The sequence below is a fragment of the Pseudoxanthomonas sp. 134C1 genome, from assembly GCF_057773065.1.
Genome location: NZ_JBYMTH010000001.1, coordinates 595,416 through 616,441 on the forward strand (window position 1 = coordinate 595,416; position 21,026 = coordinate 616,441).

Consider the following 21,026-nt stretch of genomic DNA (forward strand, 5'->3'; position numbering starts at 1 on the left):
TGGCCGCGATGCGGGAACGATCGGAGCAGGTCCGATCGTCCCGTGAACGCTTACGGCGTCTGCAGTTTCTGCTCGACCACCGGCGCCAGCGATTTCAGGCCGGCCTGGCGTCCCAGCTCCAGCGCCTTCTCGTTGCTGGCGCCTTCTTCCTGTTTCGCCATCAGCGCCAGCAGCGCGCCGACCCGGTTGCCGGACGCGCAGTGCAGCAACACGTTGTCGCCGCCGTCCTGCAGCAGCTTCTTCAACGCGGCGGCGTTGGCGGCGGTGAGATCATCGGCGCCGGCGATCGGCAGGCGCTCGTAGCGCATGCCGTGCTGTTCGGCGAGCGCCGCCTCGTCGTAGCCGCGATCCTCGCCGGGGGCGCGCAGATCGATGACGGTGCGCACGCCCTGCTTCGAGAAATCGGCAAGTTGTTCGGCGGTGGGCTGGCCGCCGGTGTGCAGTCCGGGGCGCGGCTGGGTGAAATCGCCGGCCTGGACCTGCAACGCCAGCAGCAACAGCGCGCCGGCGACCAGAGGACGGAACGATGCAACGGTGCGGCGGAATCCACGTTTCATGGGAATCTCCTCGTTCAGCGGGCCACGCGCGCCTGCAGCAGGGCGCGCAATTCGTACTTGTCGGCTTCGTCCAGGCCGATGCTGCGCTGCTTCACCTGAAGTTCGTCGATACGCTGTTGCAACAATTGCCGTTCCATCTGGTGCGCGGCGTCGAGCAGTTCGGCCTGCCAGATGTTCTCGTCGCCGGGCAGCTCCTGCATCGCCAGCTTCTGCAGCGCGGGCAACTCCTCGCGCTCGACGAAGTGTTCGAGCAATACGCCGGTGGTGATGTCCGGTCGCGCATGCACGATATCCAGCAGTTCCAGCAGCAGTTCGACGCCGGGCAGGCGCAATCCGGAGAACGCATGCGGCGGCTGCAGCGCCAGCGCCAGCGACGGCTTGTGCAGCAGGCAGACGATGGCGCTGCGCACCAGGCTTGGCTTGCTGCTGGCGGAACGATGCGCGGAGACGCGGGAAGCGGACCGGGCCGGCTGTGGTGGAGGCGTGGTGGCGGCGCCGACGCCGGTGATCTCGCCCAGCCGCTGGCGCATCAGATCGCCGAACGCACCATCGGGAATCTGCGCGAGCAACGGGCGCGCGCGTTCGGCCAGGCGCGCCTTGCCATCCAATGTGGACAGACGGATGTCCTTGCCCAGCTCCTGGAAGAAGAACTCCGACAGCGGCATGGCCTGTTGCAGCCGCGCGTCGAACGCGGCGGCGCCTTCCTGGCGCACGATGGTGTCCGGGTCCTCGCCGTCGGGCAGGAACAGGAAGAACGCCTGGCGGCCGTCCTTCATCCGCGGCAGCACCGATTCCAGCGCGCGCCACGCGGCGCGCTGTCCGGCTGCGTCGCCGTCGAAACAGAAGTAGACATCCGGCGCGTTGCGGAACAGCAGTTCGGCGTGATCCGGCGTGGTCGCCGTGCCGAGCGTGGCGACGGCTTCCTTGACTCCGAACTGGAACAGCGAGACCACGTCCATATAGCCCTCGACCACGATCAGCCGCGCGATCTTCTGGTTGGCCTGGCGCACCTGCCACAGGCCGTACAGTTCGCGCCCCTTGTGGAACAGCGCGGTCTCCGGCGAATTGAGGTACTTGGGACCGTCGTCTTTCTGCAGCACGCGGCCACCGAAGGCGATCACCCGGCCGCGGCGATCGTAGATCGGGAACATCACCCGATCCCGGAACTTGTCGTAGGTGTGGCCGCGATCGTTCTTGGAGAACAGGCCGGCGCGATCCAGCAGCTTCATCCGCCGCTCGTCGGTGCCGAGCGCGTCCTTCAGCGCGGAGAAACCATCCGGCGCGTAGCCGATGGCGAACTGCGTGCGGGTGGCCGCGTCCACGCCGCGTCCGTCCAGGTAGGCGCGGGCCTTGTCGCTGCCTTCGAGCTGGCGCTGGAAGAAGCGCGCGGCCGCCTCCAGCGCGCCGAACAGATCGCGGGTGTCGTTGCTCTGGTTGCGCTGCTGGGTCTCGCGCGGCACTTCCATGCCGTTGCGCCGGGCCAGTTCCTCGACCGCGTCGAGGAACTCCAGGCGGTCGTAGTTCATCAGGAACGACAGCGCGGTGCCGTGCGCGCCGCAGCCGAAGCAGTGATAGAACTGCTTGGTCGGCGAGACGGTGAACGAGGGCGAACGTTCGTCGTGGAACGGGCAGCAGGCCGAGTACTCCTTGCCCTGCCGCTTCAACGGCACGCGCGCGCTGACCACCTCGACGATATCCGTCCGGGCGAGCAGTTCGTCGATGAAGGCGTCGGGGATGCGGGCCATGGACTGCGTAGTATTCCACGCCCGGCAAGCGGCGTCAGGAAGCGCCGGAAAGAGCCTTCTTCCGGCGGGCGGCCAGCCGCTCGTCGATCAGGGCGGTCAGCAGGGCGCCCACCAGGAACACCACCGTGGCGTAGTACATCCAGACCAGCAGGATGACCAGCGTGCCCATCGAGCCATAGGCGCTGCCCGCGTGATGTACAGGCCGATGGCCCAGCGACCGGCGATGAACAGCACCGAGGTCAGCGCACCGCCGAGGAAGGCGCGGCGCCAAGCCACCCGCCTATCCGGCAGGTAGTGGTAAAGCAGCGCGAAGGCGAACACATAGAGCGCCAGCGACGCCAGGTCGCCCAGCGCGGGCAGCAGCGAAGGCACCCGTACGAACAGCACCTGCAGCAGGGTGTTGAGCGTCATCGACACCAGCAGCAGGAAACCCAGCGCGAGCACCACGCCGAACGAGAAAATCCGTTTGCGCAGCCATGCCCACGGACCTTCCAGGCGCTGGGCGTCGGTGCGGAAGATCAGGTTCAGTGCCTGCTGCAGCTGGCCGAACACGGCGGTGGCGCCGATGAACAGCAGCACCGTGCTCCAGCCACCGGCCAGCGAGCCGACGCTGGGGCGATTGCGCGCGTTGCGCAGGACGGTGGTGGCGATGTCGCCGGCGTCACGGCCGGCCAGATCGCCGATCTGCCGCAACAGCGCTTCCTGCGCGCTGGGGTACAGCGCGGTGGTCAGCCACAACAGCGGCACCAGCAGCGGCGCCAGCGACAACAGGGCGTAGAAGGCCAGCGACGCGGCCTGCGCCATCACGTCGATTTCGATGAACCGCCGCGCCAGCGCGACCGGCAGGCTGCCGTGGAACCGCTTCAGGAAGAGCGGCAGCTGGTCGCGCAGGCCCCGCATCGGATTCGGCGTTCGTCCAGACACCGGGCCAGCATGACAGGCGAGTGTCGTCGCGCCGTGAGCATGCGATGCGCTGCAATCAATCCGCCGCTGTCGCCGCCAGGCGCCGCAGCGCCTCGCCGGTCACCCGCTGCACGGTCCACTCGTCCTGGCCAAGCGCGCCGAGGCTGCGATAGAAGCGGATGGCCGGTTCATTCCAGTCCAGCACCGACCACTCGAAGCGGCCGTAGCCGCGTTCCACCGCCCGCTGCGCGAGATCGCTCATCAGGCGCTTGCCCACCCCGAGCCCACGAAACCTGGGCCGCACGAACAGATCCTCCAGATACAGGCCCGGCAGGCCGACGAAGGTGGAGAAACTGGTGAAGAACAGGGCGAAGCCGGCGGGCTCGCCGTCGACCTCCGCGATCACGACTTCGGCGGCCGGGCGCGGACCGAACAGGTGTTCGTCCAGTTGCGCCTCGGTGGCGACCGCTTCATGAGCCAGCCTTTCGTATTCGGCCAGTTCGCGGATGAAGGCGAGGATATGCGGCAGGTCGGCGCGGGTCGCCGCGCGCAGGAGGATCGTCGGGGACATGTAGAACGGAGCTCGCTCCGCTGGAATCGGCAGGAGCCGCAAGCATACCGGCGGGACGGCGCGGTCGGTGCCGCGCCACCGTCCCGCCGGCCAGCGGGCTCAGCCCGCGAACTTCTTCTTGACCAGCGCCGAGACCTGGCCCATGTCGGCCTGGCCGGCCAGGCGCGGCTTGAGCACGCCCATCAGCTTGCCCATGTCGGCCGGGCCGCTGGCGCCGGTCTCGGCGATGGCGGCGTCGATGGCGGCCAGGATCTCGGCCTCGCCCAGCTTGGCGGGCAGGTAGCGCTCGATGACGACGATTTCGGCGCGCTCGACCGCGGCGAGGTCCTCGCGGCCGGCGGCCTCGTACTGGTTCACCGAGTCCTTGCGCTGCTTGACCATCTTCTCCAGCACGGCGAGCACGGCGGTGTCATCCAGTTCGATGCGCTCGTCCACCTCGCGCTGCTTGATCGCGGCATTGACCAGGCGGACGACGCCCAGGGTGTCCTTGTCGCCGGCCTTCATGGCGGCCTTCATGTCGTCGGTGAGCTGTTGCTTCAGGGGCATGGGAGTTCTCCGGTGCCTGCCGGGGCAGGAAATGGGATGGGGGAATGCAGGGGATCCAGAAACGCAAAAAGCCGGCCACGCTCGCGCGTGCCGGCTTCTGGCGAAACGCCGTCGCTCAGTACAGGCGCTGGCGCTTGGTCACGTCGCGCGAAGAGCGACGCAGCTGGCGCTTCACCGCAGCGGCGGCCTTGCGCTTGCGTTCCTGGGTCGGCTTCTCGTAGAACTCGCGCTTGCGGGTTTCAGCCAGCACGCCGGCCTTTTCGCAGGTGCGCTTGAAGCGACGGAGCGCAAACTCAAAGGGCTCGTTTTCGCGGACTTTGACGCTGGGCATACGTAATCTCGGTGATGGAAACGACCCGGGCTGACCGGGTGAGCCGCGCATTATAGCGATGGGGGGCGGAAAAGTGCAACATAGCGCCCATGAAGGTTCTTGGCATCGAAACCAGCTGCGACGAGACCGGCGTGGCGGTCTACGACACCGGCCGGGCCGGGGCGGACGGCCTGCTGGCCCACGCGGTCTACAGTCAGATTGCGCTCCACGCCGAGTATGGCGGCGTGGTTCCTGAGCTGGCCAGCCGCGACCATGTCCGCAAGCTGCTGCCGTTGATCCGCCAGACCCTGGCCGAAGCCGGCCTGGACACCCGCGACCTCGACGGCGTCGCCTATACCGCCGGGCCCGGCCTGGTGGGGGCGCTGCTGGTGGGCGCAGGGGTGGCGCGGGCGCTGGCCTGGGCGCTGGAGCTGCCGGCGGTGGCGGTGCACCACATGGAAGGCCATCTGCTCGCCCCGCTGATCGAGCACGATCCACCTGAACCGCCGTTCGTGGCCCTGCTGGTCTCCGGCGGGCACACCCAACTGGTGGCGGTGGACGCCATCGGCCGCTATCGGCTGCTGGGCGAGACCCTGGACGACGCGGCCGGCGAGGCCTTCGACAAGACCGCCAAATTGATGGGCCTGCCGTATCCGGGCGGCCCCCAACTGGCCGCCCTGGCGGAGAACGGCACGCCCGGCCGGTTCAGGTTCGCCCGGCCGATGACCGACCGTCCCGGCCTGGATTTCAGCTTTTCCGGTCTCAAGACCCAGGTGCTGCTGGCCTGGCGGGACAGCGACCAGAGCCCGCAGACCAAGGCCGACATCGCGCGCGGTTTCGAGGATGCGGTGGTCGACACGCTGGCCATCAAGTGCGAACGCGCGCTGGATGCCGCCGGTTGCGACACCCTGATCGTGGCCGGTGGCGTGGGTGCCAACAAGCGCCTGCGCACGCGCCTGCACGAGATGGCGGCGCGGCGGCACGGTGGCCGCGTGTGCTTCCCGCGGCTGGATCTATGCACCGACAACGGCGCAATGATCGCCTTCGCCGGCGCGTTGCGGCTGGAAGCCGGGCAGCACGAGAGCGCCGAAGTGAAGGTAACGCCGCGCTGGGACATGGCGACGTTGTCGCCAGTGACGCGGTAACACCGGTGAATTCGCTCCGGACGCTGGGCGAAATCCTTTCAAGGGTGGAGAGCAAAGGGTTTCTCGAAGGCCTGTTTGCGCGGGACACCGATTGGGACGCCGCCATGGACGCCAGGGACAGCGGAACCTTTGATGCGGCTTGGCGTGCCAGCCACGTCCGGCTGGGCGCGCACGATTCATCGGAGAGCCGTGTAGTCCGTGCGCTCAGGGAGACGGTTTTCAAGCGCGTGTTCTCCCTGACCGGCAACGCCGAACTGGCGGGTTATGCCTCCGATGATTTCGGATTGATGGCGAAGGCAGCCGAAGCGGGCGTGAACATTCCTTTTGTGGATGGGCTGTGGAGCGCCTATCGCGACGGGGCTTTTCCGCACGGATGACGGACGTGCCGCGCGCACGGAGCGCCGCACAGGGTAGGTTCCGGCGCGGGCAGGTAACATAGGCCATTCCCTGTTTCCGATTCTTTCCGCAATGGACAAAGTCTTCATCGAAGGATTGCAGGTGGATGCGGTGATCGGCGTCTACGATTGGGAGCGCCACATCCGCCAGGACCTGCGCCTGGACCTGGAACTGGCGTTCGACAACCGCAGGCCCGCGGCGAGCGACGATGTCGCCGATACGCTCGACTACGACGCGATCAGCCGCCGCCTCACCGCGTTCGTCCAGGCTTCCGAGTTCGGCCTGGTTGAAACGCTCGCCGAACGCTGCGCCGCGCTGTTGATCGAAGAGTTCGGCGTGACCTGGCTGCGCCTGCGCCTGACCAAGCCCGGTGCCGTGGCCAATGCCGCGGGTGTGGGCGTGATCATCGAGCGCGGTTCGGTGGAACCGGCATGAACGAGCGTCTGGAACAACTGCGCGCATGGCTGGAGCCCTATCCCTGGGCGTACACCACGCTGGTCATCTGCGCGCTGCTGCTGGCGGCCTGGCTCGCCAACTGGGTGACCAAGCGCGTGCTGCTGCGCGGGCTGCGGCGGATGCTCAATTCCCTGCCGCTGGGCGAGCCGCATGAAGTGCGCCTGCGGGTGATTCCGCGTCTCGCCAACGTCATTCCGGCGATCGTGCTGTCGGCCGGCGTGGTCGCGGTGCCGGATCTGCCGGAACACCTGGTCACGGTGGTGCGCAACGTCTGCACCGCCTTCATCATACTGACTCTCGCGCTCGCCTTTTCCGGCGCCATGGATCTGGTCAACCAGATCTACCAGCGCCGTCCGGACGCGCATAACAAGCCGATCAAGGGCTACCTGCAACTGCTGAAGATCGTGGTGTTCACGCTCGCGGGCGTGCTGATGGTGGCGACGCTGATCGACCGCTCGCCGTTGATCCTGCTGTCGGGGCTGGGCGCGATGATGGCGGTGCTGATCCTGGTGTTCCAGGACACCATCCTCTCGCTGGTCGCCAGCCTGCAGATAAGTTCCAACGACATGGTCCGGGTGGGCGACTGGATCGAGATGCCCCAGCTCAACGCCGACGGTGACGTGATCGACATCGCCCTGCACACGGTGAAGGTGCAGAACTGGGACAAGACCATCACCAACATCCCCACCAAGAAACTGATCAACGATTCGTTCAAGAACTGGCGCGGCATGAGCGAGGCGGGCGGACGCCGGATCAAGCGCTCGCTGTACCTGGATCAACACAGCGTGCGTTTCCTCACCGACGAGGAACTGCGGCGGATGCACGGCTTCACCGTGCTGGATCGCTATCTGAACGACAAGGGCCGGGAAATCTCCGCCTGGAACAGCGATCTGGAGGAACGCGGTATCCATCCGTTGAATGCGCGCCGGGTGACCAACCTGGGCACGTTCCGCGCCTACGTCGAGAACTACCTGCGCAACCATCCCGGCATCCACCAGGAGATGACCCTGCTGGTGCGCCAGCAGCAGCCCGGTTCCACCGGCCTGCCGCTGGAGATCTACTGCTTCACCCGTGACATCCGCTGGGGCGTGTACGAAAACATCCAGTCGGACATCTTCGATCACCTGCTGGCGATCCTGCCGGAGTTCGGCCTGCGGGTGTTCCAGGAATCCTCCGACGCGGGCATCACCGCCGCGTTGATGGCGACCACCGCGGCGAAGCGCGGAGACGAGGGAGTTTCGCCGTCCGCATGAGCCCGCATCGCTACCTGCTGATCCTGGGCAGCGGCACCGATGGCGAGGCGCAGCTGGCGCGCGCGCGCGCCGCGCTGGCCGAAGAAGGGCGAATCCTGGCGCTGTCGCCGGTGGTGACCGGCAACAGTGTCGTGGCCGGCGACCCGCATCGTTACGCCAACCAGGCGCTGCTGCTGGAAACGGTGCTGGAAAGGGCCGCGTTCAACGCGCGGTTGAAATCACTGGAATTCGAATTGGGGCGGCATCCGGGTGATGCCGCCTGCGCCATCGATCTGGATCTGGCGCGCGAATACGCGGCGGACGGTGAAATGCGCTGGGAAAACCCGGCCAAGCTCGCGCATCCGGTGTTCGTGGATCTTGCGGAGCGGGTCGCCCCGGTCAGATGAACAACGAACGCCCGCCATCGATGGCGATCACCTGCCCGGTGATGTAGCCGTTGCCGCCGAGCAGCCAGCGCACCGCCGAGACGATGTCGTCCGGTGCGCCCTGCCGTTTCAGCGCGGTGCGCGCGTGCACCAGTTCCAGGGTTTCGGCCTTGACCGGATTTTCCGACCACAGCACGTTGCCCGGCGCCACCGCGTTCACCCGTACTTCCGGACCCAGCTCGCGCGCCAGCGATTTGGTCATCATCACCAGCGCGGCCTTGGCCATGCAGTAGACGGTATGCCCGCCAAGCGGGCGCTCGGCGTAGATGTCGGCGATGCTGACGATCGCGCCGTGGCGGGCTTTCAGATGCGCCGCCGCCGCCTGCGAGAGGAAGAACGGCGCGCGCGCGTTGGAGGCGAACAGCTCGTCCCATTGCTGCGGCGTGGTCTGGCCGATCGGCGTGGCGTAGTAGGCCGAGGCGTTGTTGACCAGCGCGTCCAGCCGCCCGAAATGCCCGACCGCGCGCGCGACCAGTTCCGGCAGCCGGTCGAACTCGGCCAGATCCGCATGCAGGGTGAGCACGCTGCCCGGGCGGATCGTCTCCAGTTCGCTGGCCAGTGCCTGCATCGCCTCGCCGGAATGGCGGTAGTGCAGGGCCAGATCGTAGCCGTCGGCGTGCAGTCCGCGTGCGATGGCCGCACCCACCCGTTTGGCGCTGCCGGTGATCAGGGCGACTTTGCGTTGCGTGTCCATGCGGGGGCTCCCGGGCGAATCGTCTGCCGGCATTGTGCCGCGTCCGCGCGTGGCGCGCGCGTACAATGCCGATCCGCATTGCCCCAGGAACGATCATGCGCAGTGAATTGCCACCGCCCGATGCCGACGCGCTTGCCCACAGCGAGCGCCTGGCGGCCCTGCTGCGCGAGGAGATCCGCGCCAATGGCGGCTTCCTGCCATTCTCGCGTTTCATGGAACGCTGCCTGTACGCGCCCGGCCTGGGCTACTACAGCGCCGGCAGCGCCAAATTCGGCGGCGCCGGTGATTTCGTCACCGCGCCGGAGCTCGGTCCACTGTTCGCCGCCTGCGTCGCCAGCGCGGTCGCGCCGGTGCTGCAGGAACTCGGGCCGGACGCCGAGTTCCTCGAACTCGGCGGTGGCAGCGGCGCCTTCGCCGAAGTGATGCTCAAGCGCCTGCTGGAACTGGATGCGTTGCCCGCGCGTTACGCCATCCTCGAACCCAGCGCCGACCTGCGCGAACGCCAGCGCGAGCGCCTGTCACAGCGGCTGATTCCGCCGGTGTTCGCGCTGGTCGAATGGCTGGACGGGCCGCCGGGCGAAGCCTGGAACGGCGTGCTGTTCGCCAACGAGGTGATCGACGCCCTGCCGACGCCGCGCTTCACCCTGCGCGATGGCGAGGTGTTCGAGGAATACGTGGCGCTGGAAGAAAACGGACGCTTCATCCACACCGACCGTCCGGCCGATGCGTTGCTGGCGGCCGCGGTCCGCCACGTCGAGCGCTATCTCGAACAACCTTTCGCGGATGGCTACCGGTCCGAACTGCTGCCGCAGCTGCCGTACTGGATCCAGGCGGTGATGGGCGGCCTGCGCGCCGGCGCGATGCTGTTCGTCGACTACGGCTATCCGCGCCGCGAGTACTACCTGCCGGACCGCGACGAGGGCACGCTGCGCGCGTTCTACCGCCAGCACATGCACGCCGATCCCTACCTGTGGCCCGGCCTGCAGGATCTGACCGCGTCGGTGGACTTCACGGCGCTGGCCGAGGCCGGCACCCAGGCCGGCTTCGAGCTGGCCGGCTACAGCGATCAGGCCAGCTTCCTGCTCGGCAACGGCCTGCCCGAGCGCCTGCGGGAAATCGAGGAAAGGGCCGACGAGACCGCCAAACTGCGTTTTCGCAACGAGGTGAAGAAATTGACCTTGCCCAGCGAGATGGGCGAGCGGTTCCAGGTGATGGGATTCGCGCGCGACGTCGAATTCGGCCCGGCCTTCCTCGCCAACGACCTGACCTGGCGCCTGTGAGATGACCCTGCTGAAACCGTTCCGCCACCCCCGACTCTGGTTGTGCCTGTGGCTGCTGGCCATCGCGATTGTGGTCGCGCTGTCGCTGGGGCCGCCGCCGCCGTTCCCGGACCTGCCCTCGGGTACCGACAAGCTGGAGCATGGCCTGGCCTATTTCCTGCTGGCGTCTGGCGCGGTGCAACTGTTCCGTGGCCGGGGCAGTTGGATGCTCGCCGGGCTCGCGTTGGTGATGGTGGGCGTTGGTGTGGAGTTCGCCCAGGGTGCCTACACCACCGATCGCATGCGGGATCCCTTCGACGCCATCGCCAACACGGTCGGCGTGCTGTTGGGCCTGTCCACCGCGCTGACCCCGCTGCGGGATCTGTTGCTGCGGCTGGAGCAGCGGGTCCGTGGGCCGGCTCAAGCGGAAATCCGGCGCAGATAAGAGAAGCCCGCCGTCCGCGCAGCGAACGAGGGGCGGAGTGAGGGGCGGAGGGTCCCCTCACCGATGCATGGCGATGCGCGCCGCGTCAGCGCGGCACCAGCCGCACCTCGTCCAGTACCCACATCTCCGGGCGCGTGTCGCCGGTGAACACCAGGCACAGGTCCTGCTTGCCTGATATCCCTGCGGGCAGCGCCGCGTCCAGGGTCACGAAGCCATCGGCGCCGGGGCGGGCGGGCAGCGGCACCGTGGCGAATGGCTCGGCCTTGCAGCTGCCGGCGCGGATCAGCAGTTCGCCATGCGCCGAGCGCGCCGGCTCGAACTTGCGGTTGACCTCGTCGTGAGCCAGTTGGAAGTAGTACGGAATGCGCCCGGCGCGCACCTGCAGTTTCGCGATGCCCGCCGGATCCGCCTGCGGCCACTGCCAGCAGGGATTGAAGATGGTGACATTGAACATCGCGCGGTTGCCGTCACGCGGGCCGTCGTCTTCCAGTCGCAACAACAGACGGCCGCCTTCCGGACAGCTCGCCAGCGCATCACTGGTCCGGCGCAGCAGCCATTCGCGATCCACGCGTTGTCCGGTGGCATCGGCCAGCGGCTTGCCATCGAAGAAGGCGGCGGCGCGCACCTGCGCCGGCGGCGTCACCGTGAACGGCTGCGCGTACACCTTCGAGTCGGCGACGGGCGCGCTGCCATCGACGGTGTAGCGGATCTCGTAGTTCAACGGATTGGCCAGCGTGACCCGCGCCTGGCCGGCCTCGCGCTGTTCCTGCGCGGTGACGACCACCTCGAACGGCGTTCTCGCGTAGGCGATGCCGAGTGACTGGTAGCGGCGCAGCTGGGTGGGCAGGCGTTTCAGGAAATCACCGTAGTCCCTGCGCGCCGCCGGCGTCCAGCCCACTTCGGCCAATGCGGCCAGACGCGGATACAGATGATGTTGCAGGCGCGCGTAGTAGCGGGTGTGCTCCGTCCACACGTTGGCCTGCAGGCCGAGGATGTGATGGCGCAGCGCCGGTGCGAGCGCTTCCGGCACCGGTTCGAAACCGTAGACCTTCTCCAGCGGCACCTGGGTCGGACGGCCCGGGGGCTCGTTCGGCGAGGTGGTCTGGTGGTAGTCCAGGTACAGGTGCGACTTGGGCGTCATCACCACGTCGTGGCCCTGGGTGGCGGCTTCCAGTCCGCCCTCGGTGCCGCGCCAGGACATCACCGTGGCTTCCGGCGGCAGGCCGCCTTCGAGGATTTCGTCCCAGCCGACCAGGCGGCGATCGCGGGCTTCGAGGAATTTCTCCAGCCGCTTGATGATGTGGCTCTGCATCTCGAACTCGTTCTTCAGGCCGAGTTCGCGGATGCGCGCCTGCGCGCGCGGGGAGTTCTCCCACTGGATCTTGACCGCCTCGTCCGCGCCGACGTGCACGTAGCGTCCGGGGAACAGGGCGATGACCTCGGTCAGCACGTCTTCCAGGAAAGTGATCGTGCTTTCCTCGGTGTTGAACAGATAGCTGTGCACGCCCCACTGGTTGGAGACCGGCGGCGTGCTGCCCAGCACCCCCAGTTCCGGATAGGCCGCGATCGCGGCCTGCGCATGGCCGGGCACATCGATCTCCGGCAGCACGGTGATGTGGCGGTCCGCCGCGTATTTCACGATCTCGCGGATCTGGTCCTGGGTGTAGAAACCGCAGTAAGGCTTCGGCTGACCATCCGCGCCGGCGCCGGCTTCACCCGCCGCGACCCGGCAACCACCGACTTCGGCCAGCTTCGGGTATTTCCTGATTTCGATACGCCAGCCCTGGTCGTCGGTCAGGTGCCAGTGGAAGGTGTTGAGCTTGTGCAGCGCCATCGCATCGAGGATCTGCTTGATCTCGTCGAGCGACTGGAAGTGTCGCGCGGAGTCCAGCATGAAGCCACGCCACGGGAAGCGGGGAGCGTCCTGGATGCTGGTCGACGGTATCCGTGCCGGCAGCGAGGACGACTGGGTCGCCAACTGCCACAGGGTGACCGCGCCATAGAACAGTCCGCGCTCGTCACCGGCGGCGATGCGGATGCCGCGCGGCGTCACGTCCAGGCGATAGCCTTCCGGTGCCGTCGAGGCGGTCGGATCGAGGGTGAAGACAATCCCGCCCTCACCTTGATTGGAAAGCGGAAGGCGCGGGCCGCGCGCCGCCGCGAGAAAGTCCGCGAATTGGCCGGCGACCCTGCGCGCCACTTCACCGTCGGCACGCAATGCGGTGCCGGCGTCCAGCATGAAGGCGCCTTCGTTCGGCTGCAGGCTGGCGGGAGCGGGGATCAATGCGAACGCCGGAGACGTCGCGGCATCGCCGGCCATGGCTGGCGATGCGACCAGAGCGGCCAGCACGCCCAGATGCACGGCGAGACGGCGGGGAAAAGGATGGCTTGGGGACGACATGGTTTTCCTTGGGCTCCGTGTTCCAAAAAAAACGGGTCCAGAAGTCCTGGACCCGTGGAGAGACAATAATGTCAAAGGCAAAGCGATGGCATCAGAACTGCACGCGCAGCGAGGTCATGAAGCGGCGACCGGTGCGATACACGCCGCGGGTCAGCTGCTCCACGCCCGAATAGCTGTGGTACTCCTCGTCGAGCAGGTTCATGCCGTCCAGGCTGACGCTCAGGAAGTCGTTCACCCGGTAGCCGACGCTGGCATCCAGCGAGGCGTAGTCCTTGACCCAGATTTCGCGGCCGCCGCTGACCTGGGTGAAGTACTTGTCGCGCCAGCCGTAGGTGATCCGGGCCGTCCAGTTGCCGCTTTCGAAGTAGGGACTGATGTTGAACTGGTGGCGCGAGTTGAACGGCAGATCGCGGCCGCTGTTGGCCTGGGCATCGGAGAACGTGTAGTTGGCCAGGACGCCGAAACCCGCGCCGATGTCCTGCTGATAGGCGATCGCCGCACCCTTGACCTTGGCATCACCGGCATTGCGCGGCCGGTCGACGTCGTAGGTGCTGACCTCGTTCTGGTTGATGTTCCAGTGGTCCTCCTTGCCCGAGGCCATCAGCACGTAGTCGGAGATGTCCTTGTAGAACACCGAGCCGGCCAGGATGGAGTTGGGCGAGAAGTACCACTCGGCCGACAGGTCCAGGTTGGTGGAGCGATACGGCTTCAGATCCGGATTGCCGCCGCCGCCCTTGAGGGTGGCGTCCGCCAGCCACAGGTAGCTGGACATGTCCGCGTAGTTGGGACGCGCCATCACCTGCGCCGCGGAGAAGCGCAGCACGAACTCGTCGGTGACGTCGTAGACCAGGTTCACGTTGGGCAGGGTGTTGTTGTACTTCTTCTTCAACACCTGCGGCACGTACTGGCTGACCGCGCAGTTGGCGACATTGACCGAGCACTTCCAGCTGCCGTTCTCCGACTCGGTCCGCACATGGCGGACGCCGACGTTGCCGCGCAGCTTGCCGAAGCTGAAATCGGCCTGGACATAGGCGGCCTGGATGTCTTCATTGATCGACCAGGTGTTGCGGACGAACTCGGGCGAGTTGAAGGTGGAGATCGGCGTCATGCTCTGGCCTGGCGGCAGCCACTCGCCGCCGAGGATGTAGTCGGCCAGCTGCGAACCGTCGATGGTGAAGCGCCGGCCGAGATCACCATAGCCGCTGAAGCCGTCCAGGTAGTTGCCCGGCAGCCAGCGCGGGCTGAAGCGGGAGGCGGCGGTGGTGACGCCGGAAAGGATCACGCCGCGCTGGATCTGGCTGGTTTCGTGGTCGCGCTTCTTGTAGCCGAAGCGGAGCAGATAGACCGGCGAGTCGAGCTTGAGGCCGAAATCGACCTGGCCGTACTTTTCCTTGTCCAGGGTCGGTTTCTCCACCACGTTGCCACCCCAGCCCGCGTCCATCTGGAAAGAAGCGGGATCCAGGAACGGATTGGCACCATGGAACGTCAGGCTGCCCGGATGCTTGGGTGCGTTGCTGATGTCCCAGGTGTAGTCGGCGCGGGCGAGGAATTCACCGAACACCTGGCGCGGGCCACCATCGGCCTTGGTCGAACCCAACTGGGTCGAGGCGAACCAGCGCTCGTCGTTCCAGGTGGCCTTCAGATCATAGGTTTCGGATTCGACCGAGGCTTCGCGATGCTGCAAGTCGAAGATGACCAGGCCATCGTTCATGGTGCCGCGCGTCATCAGGCCATTCTGGACGGTGACGTCGGTCAGCTTGCTCAGGCTGTTCCAGGTGTTGCCCTGCATCGCGAACATCGACTGCGTGGAGTGGTCGTAGCTGGAGTCGATCTTCAGCGCGTTGAATTCGATGTCCAGCTGCTCCACCGGCTTGAACTGCAACGAAGCCGAATAGGTCCTGCGATCGCGTTCCTGCTCGAAGAAATGCGCGCTCATCGAGTTGGGGCCGACCGCGGTCATGTTGTTGGTCAGGGTCTGCTCGCAGGCGCCGGTGCAGTTGCCGGAACCGACCGAGCCCGGCGCGCCGCCGGCACCGTCGCGGAACTGGGCGGCGGTGACGGTGCCGTAGGACTCGATGCCGTCGCGGCGGATCTGTTCCTTGGCCTTCTGCGCCGACACGATGAAGCCGAAGGTGCCGGCATCGTTCTTCCAGCCGAACAGGGCGGATGCCTGCGGATCGGTGTCCTCGACGCGGTCATTGCGCACATAGTTGATCTGGCCGGCGATGGTGATGTCGTTGGCCATGTCCAGCGGCTTGCGGGTGCTGATGATCACGGTGCCGCCGATCGAACCTTCGTCGATGCGCGCTTCCGGCGACTTGAAAACCTCCACCTTGCCGACCAGCTGCGGCGCCAGCAGCGAGTAGTTGAAGGTGCGGGTGGGGAATTCGGACATGTTCCAGTCGCCGGAGGCGATGGACTGGCCGTTGAGCAGCGTGCGGTTGAGCGAGGGGTCGGTACCCAGGATGCTGACCTTCTCGCCCTGGCCGAACGCGCGGTCGATGGCCACGCCGGGAATGATTGTCATCGCCTCGGCCACGTTGGTGGCGGGGAACTTGCCCACGTCCTCGGCGGTGATCACATCGACGATGGCGTCGGCGTTGCGCTTGGTGTCGAGCGACTGCTGCAGGCTGGCGCGGATGCCGGTGACGACGACCTTGTCCAGTTCGACGGCTTCACCGGTGTCGGCGGCGGCCTGCGCCGGGGCGGCGTCCTGCGCGTGCGCGGTGATGCTCAGGCACATCACGATTGCGGCGGATAGTGCGGTCTTGCGGTAACTCATGCTGTCTCTCCCATCATGATTTGTTCTGGTGGTTGGCCTGCCGGGTCGGCGGGTCATGCGGTGGCCTGGTTCCCCACGGCGGGCCCCTCGCCGTCTTGATTCACCGGTGATCGGGCTGATCGAGATACCAACGAGCGGCGCCCACGACGCCGAGTTGCCCGTGCTCGACCAGCTTCACGGGAATGCGTTCCAGCGCCTGTCGCAGCGGTCCCTTGTTGAGGAAGCGCGGGACGAACTCGCTTTCGAGCAGGAATCCGCCCAGTTGCGGCAGGATGCCGCCGGCCAGGTAGATGCCTCCCTGGACGCCATAGAACAGCGCCATGTCGCCGACCACGCTGCCGAGCAGGCCGCAGAACGCCTGCAGCGCGTCATGGGCATGCTCGTCGGTGCCGGCCAGGGCGGCGGCAGTGACGTCGCCCGGTGCGGCGTGCTTCGCGGGCGCGCCGCGCAGCGCGCACAGGGCGGCATACAGATTGATCAGGCCCGGTCCCGACAGCGCGTGTTCGACCGGCACGTGGCTGCGTTCGCCGAGCATCCGGCCGAGCAGCGCCAGCTCCAGCGCGTTGCCCGCGGCGAGCGACGCATGGCCGGCTTCGGTCGGCAGGACGATCGGACGTGGATGCGCGGGGATCCACACCGCCGCGCCGAGACCCGTGCCCGGGCCGAGGATCAGGCGCGGCCCTTCCGCGCCATGCGCCGGACCGGTGATCTGCAGGACCTGGCTGGCTTCGACGTGGGGCGCGGCGTGCGCGACCGCTTCGAAGTCGTTGACCAGACGGAGATCGGCGAAACCCAGCCGGGTCTGGATCGCGCGCGGCGACAGTGTCCAGGGCAGGTTGGCGGAGATGACGGTGCCGTCCTGCAACGGCAGCCCGGCGCTGGCGATGACGCCGCAGCGGATCGGGTGTGCGGGGCGGCCACCCAGGAAGTCCTCCAGGATCTCGGCCAGGCCGGGAAAGCGGGCGCAGGCATAGGTCTGGTAATCGAGGACGATGATCGGCTTGCCACCCGCCGGCGCGGTCGCCTGCACCAGGCCCACGCGGACATGGGTTCCGCCCACGTCGGCCGCCAGGAACAGTTCGTGTTCCCGCGGTCGCGATTCGGCCTTCAATGCTGGATTGGCGATGGCAGCCACACGTCTCCCCACATGCTTGCAGCCGGAAGCCCCCTCAGGCTCCCTTCGTGGCCGAGTGTGTTGGAGCGCTGACAACGTTGTCAAGCATTTTGCAAAAAATTTTCACCGATATTTCTGCTGCGGTGCGGCGAAAAACTGTTTGATTTTCAGGGCTTTTGATGTTTATTGCGATCTGGTTGTCCGAAAATGCCCCTGCACAACGGGCACAAAACACCTAAGAAAATCATTTTCTGTAAAAAATTATCTATCGATGGGCGTATGAAAGGAGCCCCCGTGGAAGCGCAGCTCCCGTTGGCCTGGCCGGGACAAGCGGGGTCACCGAACGGATGCCCGCAGCATCGCGGCGCTGCCAGCGCGTTGAAGCGCCGCACGGCCCGGAGTCGACAAAACCATTCGCATCGGACCGCGAACCTGCACCCATGCGACGGCCAGGAAGGCATTCGGCCGCAGACTTCCCACGCGTCGTGTCACACACGGACCGGCCTGCATTCAACGGGTACGCCGTGCGCCAGCCGGAAAACATCAAGGGCGGTTGTCAGCGCGCGGCTGAATCGCGCCGATGTCCGCGATTGGGGCATCTCCCGTTGAACAGGAGACCCAGGGTGCAGCTGTCGAAGAGGATGTGTTGGTTCTGGAAAAGTCCACCAACCTTAGATGACGGTCCTGTCGGCGCACACCACCCAGGTGCGTCGCTGCGTGCGGACGTGCCGCCGCATCCATTGCCAATCTGTTCCAGGTCGACGCGGGCGATGACCGTCGACAGGGATGGGTGCGCGCATCTGCAATTGTTCGATCGCGGGAGCGTTGTTGCGGCGTGGCCCGTGCGGCCGGCTGGAAGCGATGGGAGGTGTTGGACACGCTTCCATGACGTTTTACGCAGGGGATGTTCCGCACGCCGCAGTGGCGCGATCGCGCAGGCGGAGGGATCAGGAAAAGCCAGCGAAGTCGTTCTCCGCCTGAAACGCGGCCCGGTTCGACGAGTGCGGCGACGCGGCCGAAGATGATCCGCGCGCCCCATCGGGCATTCCGTCATTCCGCTGCGCGCGCTTGGCGCATCGGGGAGCGGGCGGAAAAAAAAGCGGGCCTGGACAAGTCCAGGCCCGCAGAAGGAGCACGCGGTTATCTCGTCGCCGTCAGAACTTCAGGCGGACGTTGAAGTAGTACTGCCGGCCATTGCTGTAGAACGAGGTCGGAATGGCCGCGCTCTGGTAGTACTTGATGGTCGGATCGTTGAGGTTGAGGGCATCGAGCGAGAAGCTCAGGTGATCGTTGAGCTTGTAGCTCAGCGCCGCCGACAGGGTGCCGAAATCGTCCTGGTAGTACGGGTTGGCACCGGACAGGCCGATCAGGAACGACGAACGGCGGGTGTAGCTGACGCGCGCACCGAAGGTTTCGTTCTCGAAGTAGGCACCCACGTTGTAGGTGTTCTTCGAGGTGCCGAGCAGATTGTCGCTGCCGTCGGCCCAGGTGTGCGAGGTGCTGCCGTTGGCGTAGGTGTAGTTGGCGACGACACCGAAGTTTTCGCCGATCGGCTGCTCGTACGCCAGTTCAACACCGGTGACCTTGCCGTTCGAATTGATCGGCACGGAAACCAGGTACTCCTCGAGCTGGTTGGTCAGTTCGCTGAACAGCATCTGCTTTTCGGTGCCGAAGGCGACGTAGTCCTTCAGGTTCATCGAGTAGGCGCCGACGGACAGCAGGCCGCGCGGCATGAAGTACCACTCGATGTTGGCATCGAAGTTGGTGGAGACCACCGGGTCCAGGTTCGGGTTGCCGCCGCCGCCGGTCCGGTTCAGGTCCGAGCCCCAGGACGAAGCGCCCAGCGCGGAGAAGTCCGGCAGGGTCTGCGTCTGCGAGGCCGCGAAACGGAACACCAGGTTTTCGCTCATGTCGAACTTGATGTTCGCGCTGGGCAGGACGCGGCTGTGCTTGTTGTTGGTGAACTTGCGGATCCACTGGCCGAACAGGCTGGAGACATCGGCGTTGGCTACGTCTTCGACGGCCTGGTAGGAATTGATGTCCTGGTCCACGTTGACGTAGCGCAGACCGACGTTGCCGCTCCAGTTGTCGCCGATGAAGTTGGCCTGGATGTAGGCGGCGAGGTTCTTCTCCTCCACCTTCCACTCGGCGCCGTAGTTGTGGCGACCGGTCGGGCCGTCGTTGTTGTACAGCCAGGTCGAGTTGTTGATGATCGCGTTCTGCAGCGCGCCGGGGGTGAAGTACCACAGGTTGCGCGGGAAGCTGCCGCCGATGCTGCTGGCGAAGCCGCTCGGATACGAGGCGGTGGCGCCATTCTGCAGCGCGTCCCAGATACCCGCGCCCGGGCTCGCGCCTTCCGGCGACAGCGCCTCGCGGGTGTGGTCGGCGTAACGCGCACCGAAATCGATCGACGAGAGTACGCCGCCGTTGAAGTAATGGGTGAAATCGGCGGTGAACCAGTCCTCGTCATCCTTGGCGGTAACCTGCTGGTTGCCCCAGGTGCCACCCCAGGCCGCACCCGCCGGGCTCAGGTCGCCACCCACGTTCCAGTCCAGTGGCGAACCGGCGCCGTGGCTGGTCCAGTTGGCGCCGCCACCTCGGGCCATGGCCAGCTCCGCGATGAACTGGCGCGCGGTGGAGCCTTCGCCACTGGTGGTGCCGACCTGGAACTTGGAGCTCAGGTTGTCGTTGATCTGCCAATCGGCGTCGAAGGTGATGTACTCGCTCTTGGCCTTGGCCTCGCGGTAAATCATGTCGTATACGGCATAGTCACGATTGGCTTGGCCGGTGAACGTCGCCTGGGTCAGCACGCCGTCCTTGATCACATAGCCCGCGTCGGGCGCCTGTCCGGGGACCGTTACGTTTCCGGCGTTGTCCTTCCGGTCGTTGAGGATGTTGCCGCCCCACATCATGAAGTTGCGGTTGTAGTTGTTGGCGTCCATGTCGGAACGGAAGCCGCTCAGGCCCAGGGTCAGATCGTCGTTGGGCTTGAACTGCAGTTCGATCAATCCGCCCTTGCGCTCGCGGGTCTGTTCGAACAGGGTCGAACCGAGCAAACCGGGCGCCCAGACGCCCGCCAAGTCCGGATTGGATTGCGCCACGGTGCTGGTGGGATCGATCTTGAAGAAGCCGCCCGGAACTTCCTGCGCTTCGCGGCGCAGTTCGCGCTTCTGGCTGAATGCCTGGACCATCACGCCGAAGGTGCCGGCGTCGTTCTTGTAGTTGAACAGGCCGGAGATCTGCGGGTCGGTGGAATCGGCCTGCTCCGCGTTGACCACGCCCAGCGAGGCCTCGGCGGTGATCTTGTCGGCGAACTGCAGCGGCTTGCGGGTGATGATGTTGACCGAGCCGGTGGTGCCGCCGTCGGGCAGCTTGGCCTGCGAGGACTTGTGCACTTCCACCGAGCTGACCAGTTCGGACGGCAGCAGGGTGTAGCTGACGCTGCGACCGACGTTGTTGCCCTGGCTGAGCACGAACCAGTCGGCCGAACCGACGGTGTGGCCGTTGATCAGGGTCTGGGTCAGGCTGGGGCTGGTGCCGCGCAGGCTGACGCGGTCGGCCTCGTCGAAGCCGCCTTCATCGGAGGACGACGAGCTGATGTTCACGCCGGGCAGGCGCTGCAGGGTGTCGGCCACGTTGTGGGCCGGCAGCTTGCCGACGTCCTCGGCCGTGACCACTTCCACGCGGGAATTGGCTTCACGCTTGGTGTCCAGCGACTTTTCCATCGAACCACGGATGCCGGTCACCACCACGGTGTCCAGATCGGTGGCCTGCTGCGCGGCGGGTTGGGGCTGCTGCTGCGCGGCGGCGTCCTGCGCCTGGGCGTGCATGGAGACCGCGAGGCCCGTCGCGATGGCGACGGCGAGTAGCGACTTACGGTGATTCATGGTGTCTCTCCCATCATGATTTTTGGTTGTCGGCCGGGGCGTGATCCGGAGCCGTGTTGCTGCCTTTGCTGCCAAGGGTTCGGCTGACAGCTCCGACCCGGTTCGTGTTGCGGACGCCTGTCCCGGCGTCTTCGTTT

The 21,026-nt window shown here is 66.3% G+C and carries 17 protein-coding genes and 1 pseudogene; 7 read left to right on the forward strand and 11 right to left on the reverse strand.

The features are described 5' to 3' along the window. Window positions 1-50: 50 nt before the first annotated feature. The 6 genes and pseudogenes from AC3DEZ_RS02610 to rpsU all read right to left on the reverse strand — a co-directional run bounded on the left by AC3DEZ_RS02610 (window position 51) and on the right by rpsU (window position 4,653). On the reverse strand, window positions 51-557 hold the full coding sequence (locus AC3DEZ_RS02610; protein ID WP_488386813.1) for a fused DSP-PTPase phosphatase/NAD kinase-like protein: 507 nt from the start codon (window positions 555-557) through the stop codon (window positions 51-53). A 14-nt stretch (window positions 558-571) separates the two neighbouring features. Continuing rightward, a complete protein-coding gene (gene dnaG, locus AC3DEZ_RS02615; protein ID WP_488386814.1) occupies window positions 572-2,302 on the reverse strand; it encodes a DNA primase in 1,731 nt (576 codons plus the stop codon). A gap of 34 nt (window positions 2,303-2,336) precedes the next feature. Continuing rightward, a pseudogene (locus tag AC3DEZ_RS02620) lies at window positions 2,337-3,202 on the reverse strand (YihY/virulence factor BrkB family protein). A gap of 79 nt (window positions 3,203-3,281) precedes the next feature. Next, complete coding sequence (locus tag AC3DEZ_RS02625) at window positions 3,282-3,776, reverse strand: GNAT family N-acetyltransferase (protein ID WP_488386815.1); 495 nt, start codon at window positions 3,774-3,776, stop codon at window positions 3,282-3,284. Between the two features lie 99 nt (window positions 3,777-3,875). Beyond that, window positions 3,876-4,322, reverse strand: coding sequence for a GatB/YqeY domain-containing protein (locus tag AC3DEZ_RS02630; protein ID WP_488386816.1), 447 nt, complete (start codon window positions 4,320-4,322; stop codon window positions 3,876-3,878). A gap of 115 nt (window positions 4,323-4,437) precedes the next feature. After that, window positions 4,438-4,653, reverse strand: coding sequence for a 30S ribosomal protein S21 (gene rpsU / locus AC3DEZ_RS02635; protein WP_002808376.1), 216 nt, complete (start codon window positions 4,651-4,653; stop codon window positions 4,438-4,440). An 89-nt stretch (window positions 4,654-4,742) separates the two neighbouring features. Here rpsU and tsaD point away from each other — a divergent pair, with 89 nt between their 5' ends. The 5 genes from tsaD (at window position 4,743) to AC3DEZ_RS02660 (ending at window position 8,268) form a co-directional block, all read left to right on the forward strand. Then, window positions 4,743-5,777: a tRNA (adenosine(37)-N6)-threonylcarbamoyltransferase complex transferase subunit TsaD gene (tsaD, locus tag AC3DEZ_RS02640; protein ID WP_488386817.1), complete on the forward strand. Its 1,035-nt coding sequence runs from the start codon at window positions 4,743-4,745 to the stop codon at window positions 5,775-5,777. A gap of 5 nt (window positions 5,778-5,782) precedes the next feature. Beyond that, window positions 5,783-6,154, forward strand: a complete 372-nt coding sequence (locus AC3DEZ_RS02645; RefSeq protein ID WP_488386818.1) for a hypothetical protein — start codon at window positions 5,783-5,785, stop codon at window positions 6,152-6,154. Window positions 6,155-6,245: 91 nt separating this feature from the next. After that, on the forward strand, window positions 6,246-6,608 hold the full coding sequence (gene folB, locus AC3DEZ_RS02650) for a dihydroneopterin aldolase (RefSeq protein WP_488386819.1): 363 nt from the start codon (window positions 6,246-6,248) through the stop codon (window positions 6,606-6,608). Then, window positions 6,605-7,882: a mechanosensitive ion channel family protein gene (locus AC3DEZ_RS02655; RefSeq protein WP_488386820.1), complete on the forward strand. Its 1,278-nt coding sequence runs from the start codon at window positions 6,605-6,607 to the stop codon at window positions 7,880-7,882. The genes folB and AC3DEZ_RS02655 overlap by 4 nt, the downstream gene beginning before the upstream one ends. Continuing rightward, window positions 7,879-8,268, forward strand: a complete 390-nt coding sequence (locus AC3DEZ_RS02660; RefSeq protein ID WP_488386821.1) for a 2-amino-4-hydroxy-6-hydroxymethyldihydropteridine diphosphokinase — start codon at window positions 7,879-7,881, stop codon at window positions 8,266-8,268. The genes AC3DEZ_RS02655 and AC3DEZ_RS02660 overlap by 4 nt, the downstream gene beginning before the upstream one ends. Here the strand turns inward: AC3DEZ_RS02660 and AC3DEZ_RS02665 are convergent. Then, window positions 8,261-9,001, reverse strand: coding sequence for a pteridine reductase (locus AC3DEZ_RS02665; RefSeq protein ID WP_488386822.1), 741 nt, complete (start codon window positions 8,999-9,001; stop codon window positions 8,261-8,263). The two genes, AC3DEZ_RS02660 and AC3DEZ_RS02665, sit on opposite strands and share 8 nt — an antisense overlap. 65 nt (window positions 9,002-9,066) lie before the next feature. Here AC3DEZ_RS02665 and AC3DEZ_RS02670 point away from each other — a divergent pair, with 65 nt between their 5' ends. Beyond that, window positions 9,067-10,281 carry a class I SAM-dependent methyltransferase gene (locus AC3DEZ_RS02670; protein WP_488386823.1) on the forward strand — a complete coding sequence of 405 codons (1,215 nt, stop codon included), beginning with the start codon at window positions 9,067-9,069 and terminating at the stop codon, window positions 10,279-10,281. Window position 10,282: 1 nt separating this feature from the next. Beyond that, on the forward strand, window positions 10,283-10,705 hold the full coding sequence (locus AC3DEZ_RS02675) for a VanZ family protein (RefSeq protein ID WP_488386824.1): 423 nt from the start codon (window positions 10,283-10,285) through the stop codon (window positions 10,703-10,705). Between the two features lie 85 nt (window positions 10,706-10,790). Here the strand turns inward: AC3DEZ_RS02675 and AC3DEZ_RS02680 are convergent, their stop codons facing one another. From AC3DEZ_RS02680 to AC3DEZ_RS02695, 4 genes are all read right to left on the reverse strand, one after another. Beyond that, window positions 10,791-13,106, reverse strand: a complete 2,316-nt coding sequence (locus AC3DEZ_RS02680) for a family 20 glycosylhydrolase (RefSeq protein WP_488386825.1) — start codon at window positions 13,104-13,106, stop codon at window positions 10,791-10,793. 91 nt (window positions 13,107-13,197) lie between these two features. Further along, window positions 13,198-15,888 (reverse strand): TonB-dependent receptor, encoded by a 2,691-nt coding sequence (locus AC3DEZ_RS02685; protein WP_488386826.1) that lies wholly within the window; start codon window positions 15,886-15,888, stop codon window positions 13,198-13,200. A gap of 100 nt (window positions 15,889-15,988) precedes the next feature. Next, window positions 15,989-16,999: a glucokinase family protein gene (locus tag AC3DEZ_RS02690; protein WP_488387042.1), complete on the reverse strand. Its 1,011-nt coding sequence runs from the start codon at window positions 16,997-16,999 to the stop codon at window positions 15,989-15,991. 1,157 nt (window positions 17,000-18,156) lie between these two features. Beyond that, entirely contained in the window at window positions 18,157-20,889 is a 2,733-nt protein-coding gene (locus AC3DEZ_RS02695) for a TonB-dependent receptor (protein ID WP_488386827.1), read from the reverse strand. Window positions 20,890-21,026: the final 137 nt, after the last annotated feature.

Bases quoted from the DNA above. Each gene is read 5' to 3' on its own strand.
- rpsU (WP_002808376.1), bottom strand. From the start codon at position 4,653: ATGCCCAGCGTCAAAGTCCGCGAAAACGAGCCCTTTGAGTTTGCGCTC.
- AC3DEZ_RS02680 (WP_488386825.1), bottom strand. From the start codon at position 13,106: ATGTCGTCCCCAAGCCATCCTTTTCCCCGCCGTCTCGCCGTGCATCTG.
- AC3DEZ_RS02665 (WP_488386822.1), bottom strand. From the start codon at position 9,001: ATGGACACGCAACGCAAAGTCGCCCTGATCACCGGCAGCGCCAAACGG.
- tsaD (WP_488386817.1), top strand. From the start codon at position 4,743: ATGAAGGTTCTTGGCATCGAAACCAGCTGCGACGAGACCGGCGTGGCG.
- AC3DEZ_RS02625 (WP_488386815.1), bottom strand. From the start codon at position 3,776: ATGTCCCCGACGATCCTCCTGCGCGCGGCGACCCGCGCCGACCTGCCG.
- AC3DEZ_RS02695 (WP_488386827.1), bottom strand. From the start codon at position 20,889: ATGAATCACCGTAAGTCGCTACTCGCCGTCGCCATCGCGACGGGCCTC.
- dnaG (WP_488386814.1), bottom strand. From the start codon at position 2,302: ATGGCCCGCATCCCCGACGCCTTCATCGACGAACTGCTCGCCCGGACG.
- AC3DEZ_RS02610 (WP_488386813.1), bottom strand. From the start codon at position 557: ATGAAACGTGGATTCCGCCGCACCGTTGCATCGTTCCGTCCTCTGGTC.
- folB (WP_488386819.1), top strand. From the start codon at position 6,246: ATGGACAAAGTCTTCATCGAAGGATTGCAGGTGGATGCGGTGATCGGC.
- AC3DEZ_RS02655 (WP_488386820.1), top strand. From the start codon at position 6,605: ATGAACGAGCGTCTGGAACAACTGCGCGCATGGCTGGAGCCCTATCCC.
- AC3DEZ_RS02630 (WP_488386816.1), bottom strand. From the start codon at position 4,322: ATGCCCCTGAAGCAACAGCTCACCGACGACATGAAGGCCGCCATGAAG.
- AC3DEZ_RS02660 (WP_488386821.1), top strand. From the start codon at position 7,879: ATGAGCCCGCATCGCTACCTGCTGATCCTGGGCAGCGGCACCGATGGC.
- AC3DEZ_RS02675 (WP_488386824.1), top strand. From the start codon at position 10,283: ATGACCCTGCTGAAACCGTTCCGCCACCCCCGACTCTGGTTGTGCCTG.
- AC3DEZ_RS02685 (WP_488386826.1), bottom strand. From the start codon at position 15,888: ATGAGTTACCGCAAGACCGCACTATCCGCCGCAATCGTGATGTGCCTG.
- AC3DEZ_RS02670 (WP_488386823.1), top strand. From the start codon at position 9,067: ATGCCGATCCGCATTGCCCCAGGAACGATCATGCGCAGTGAATTGCCA.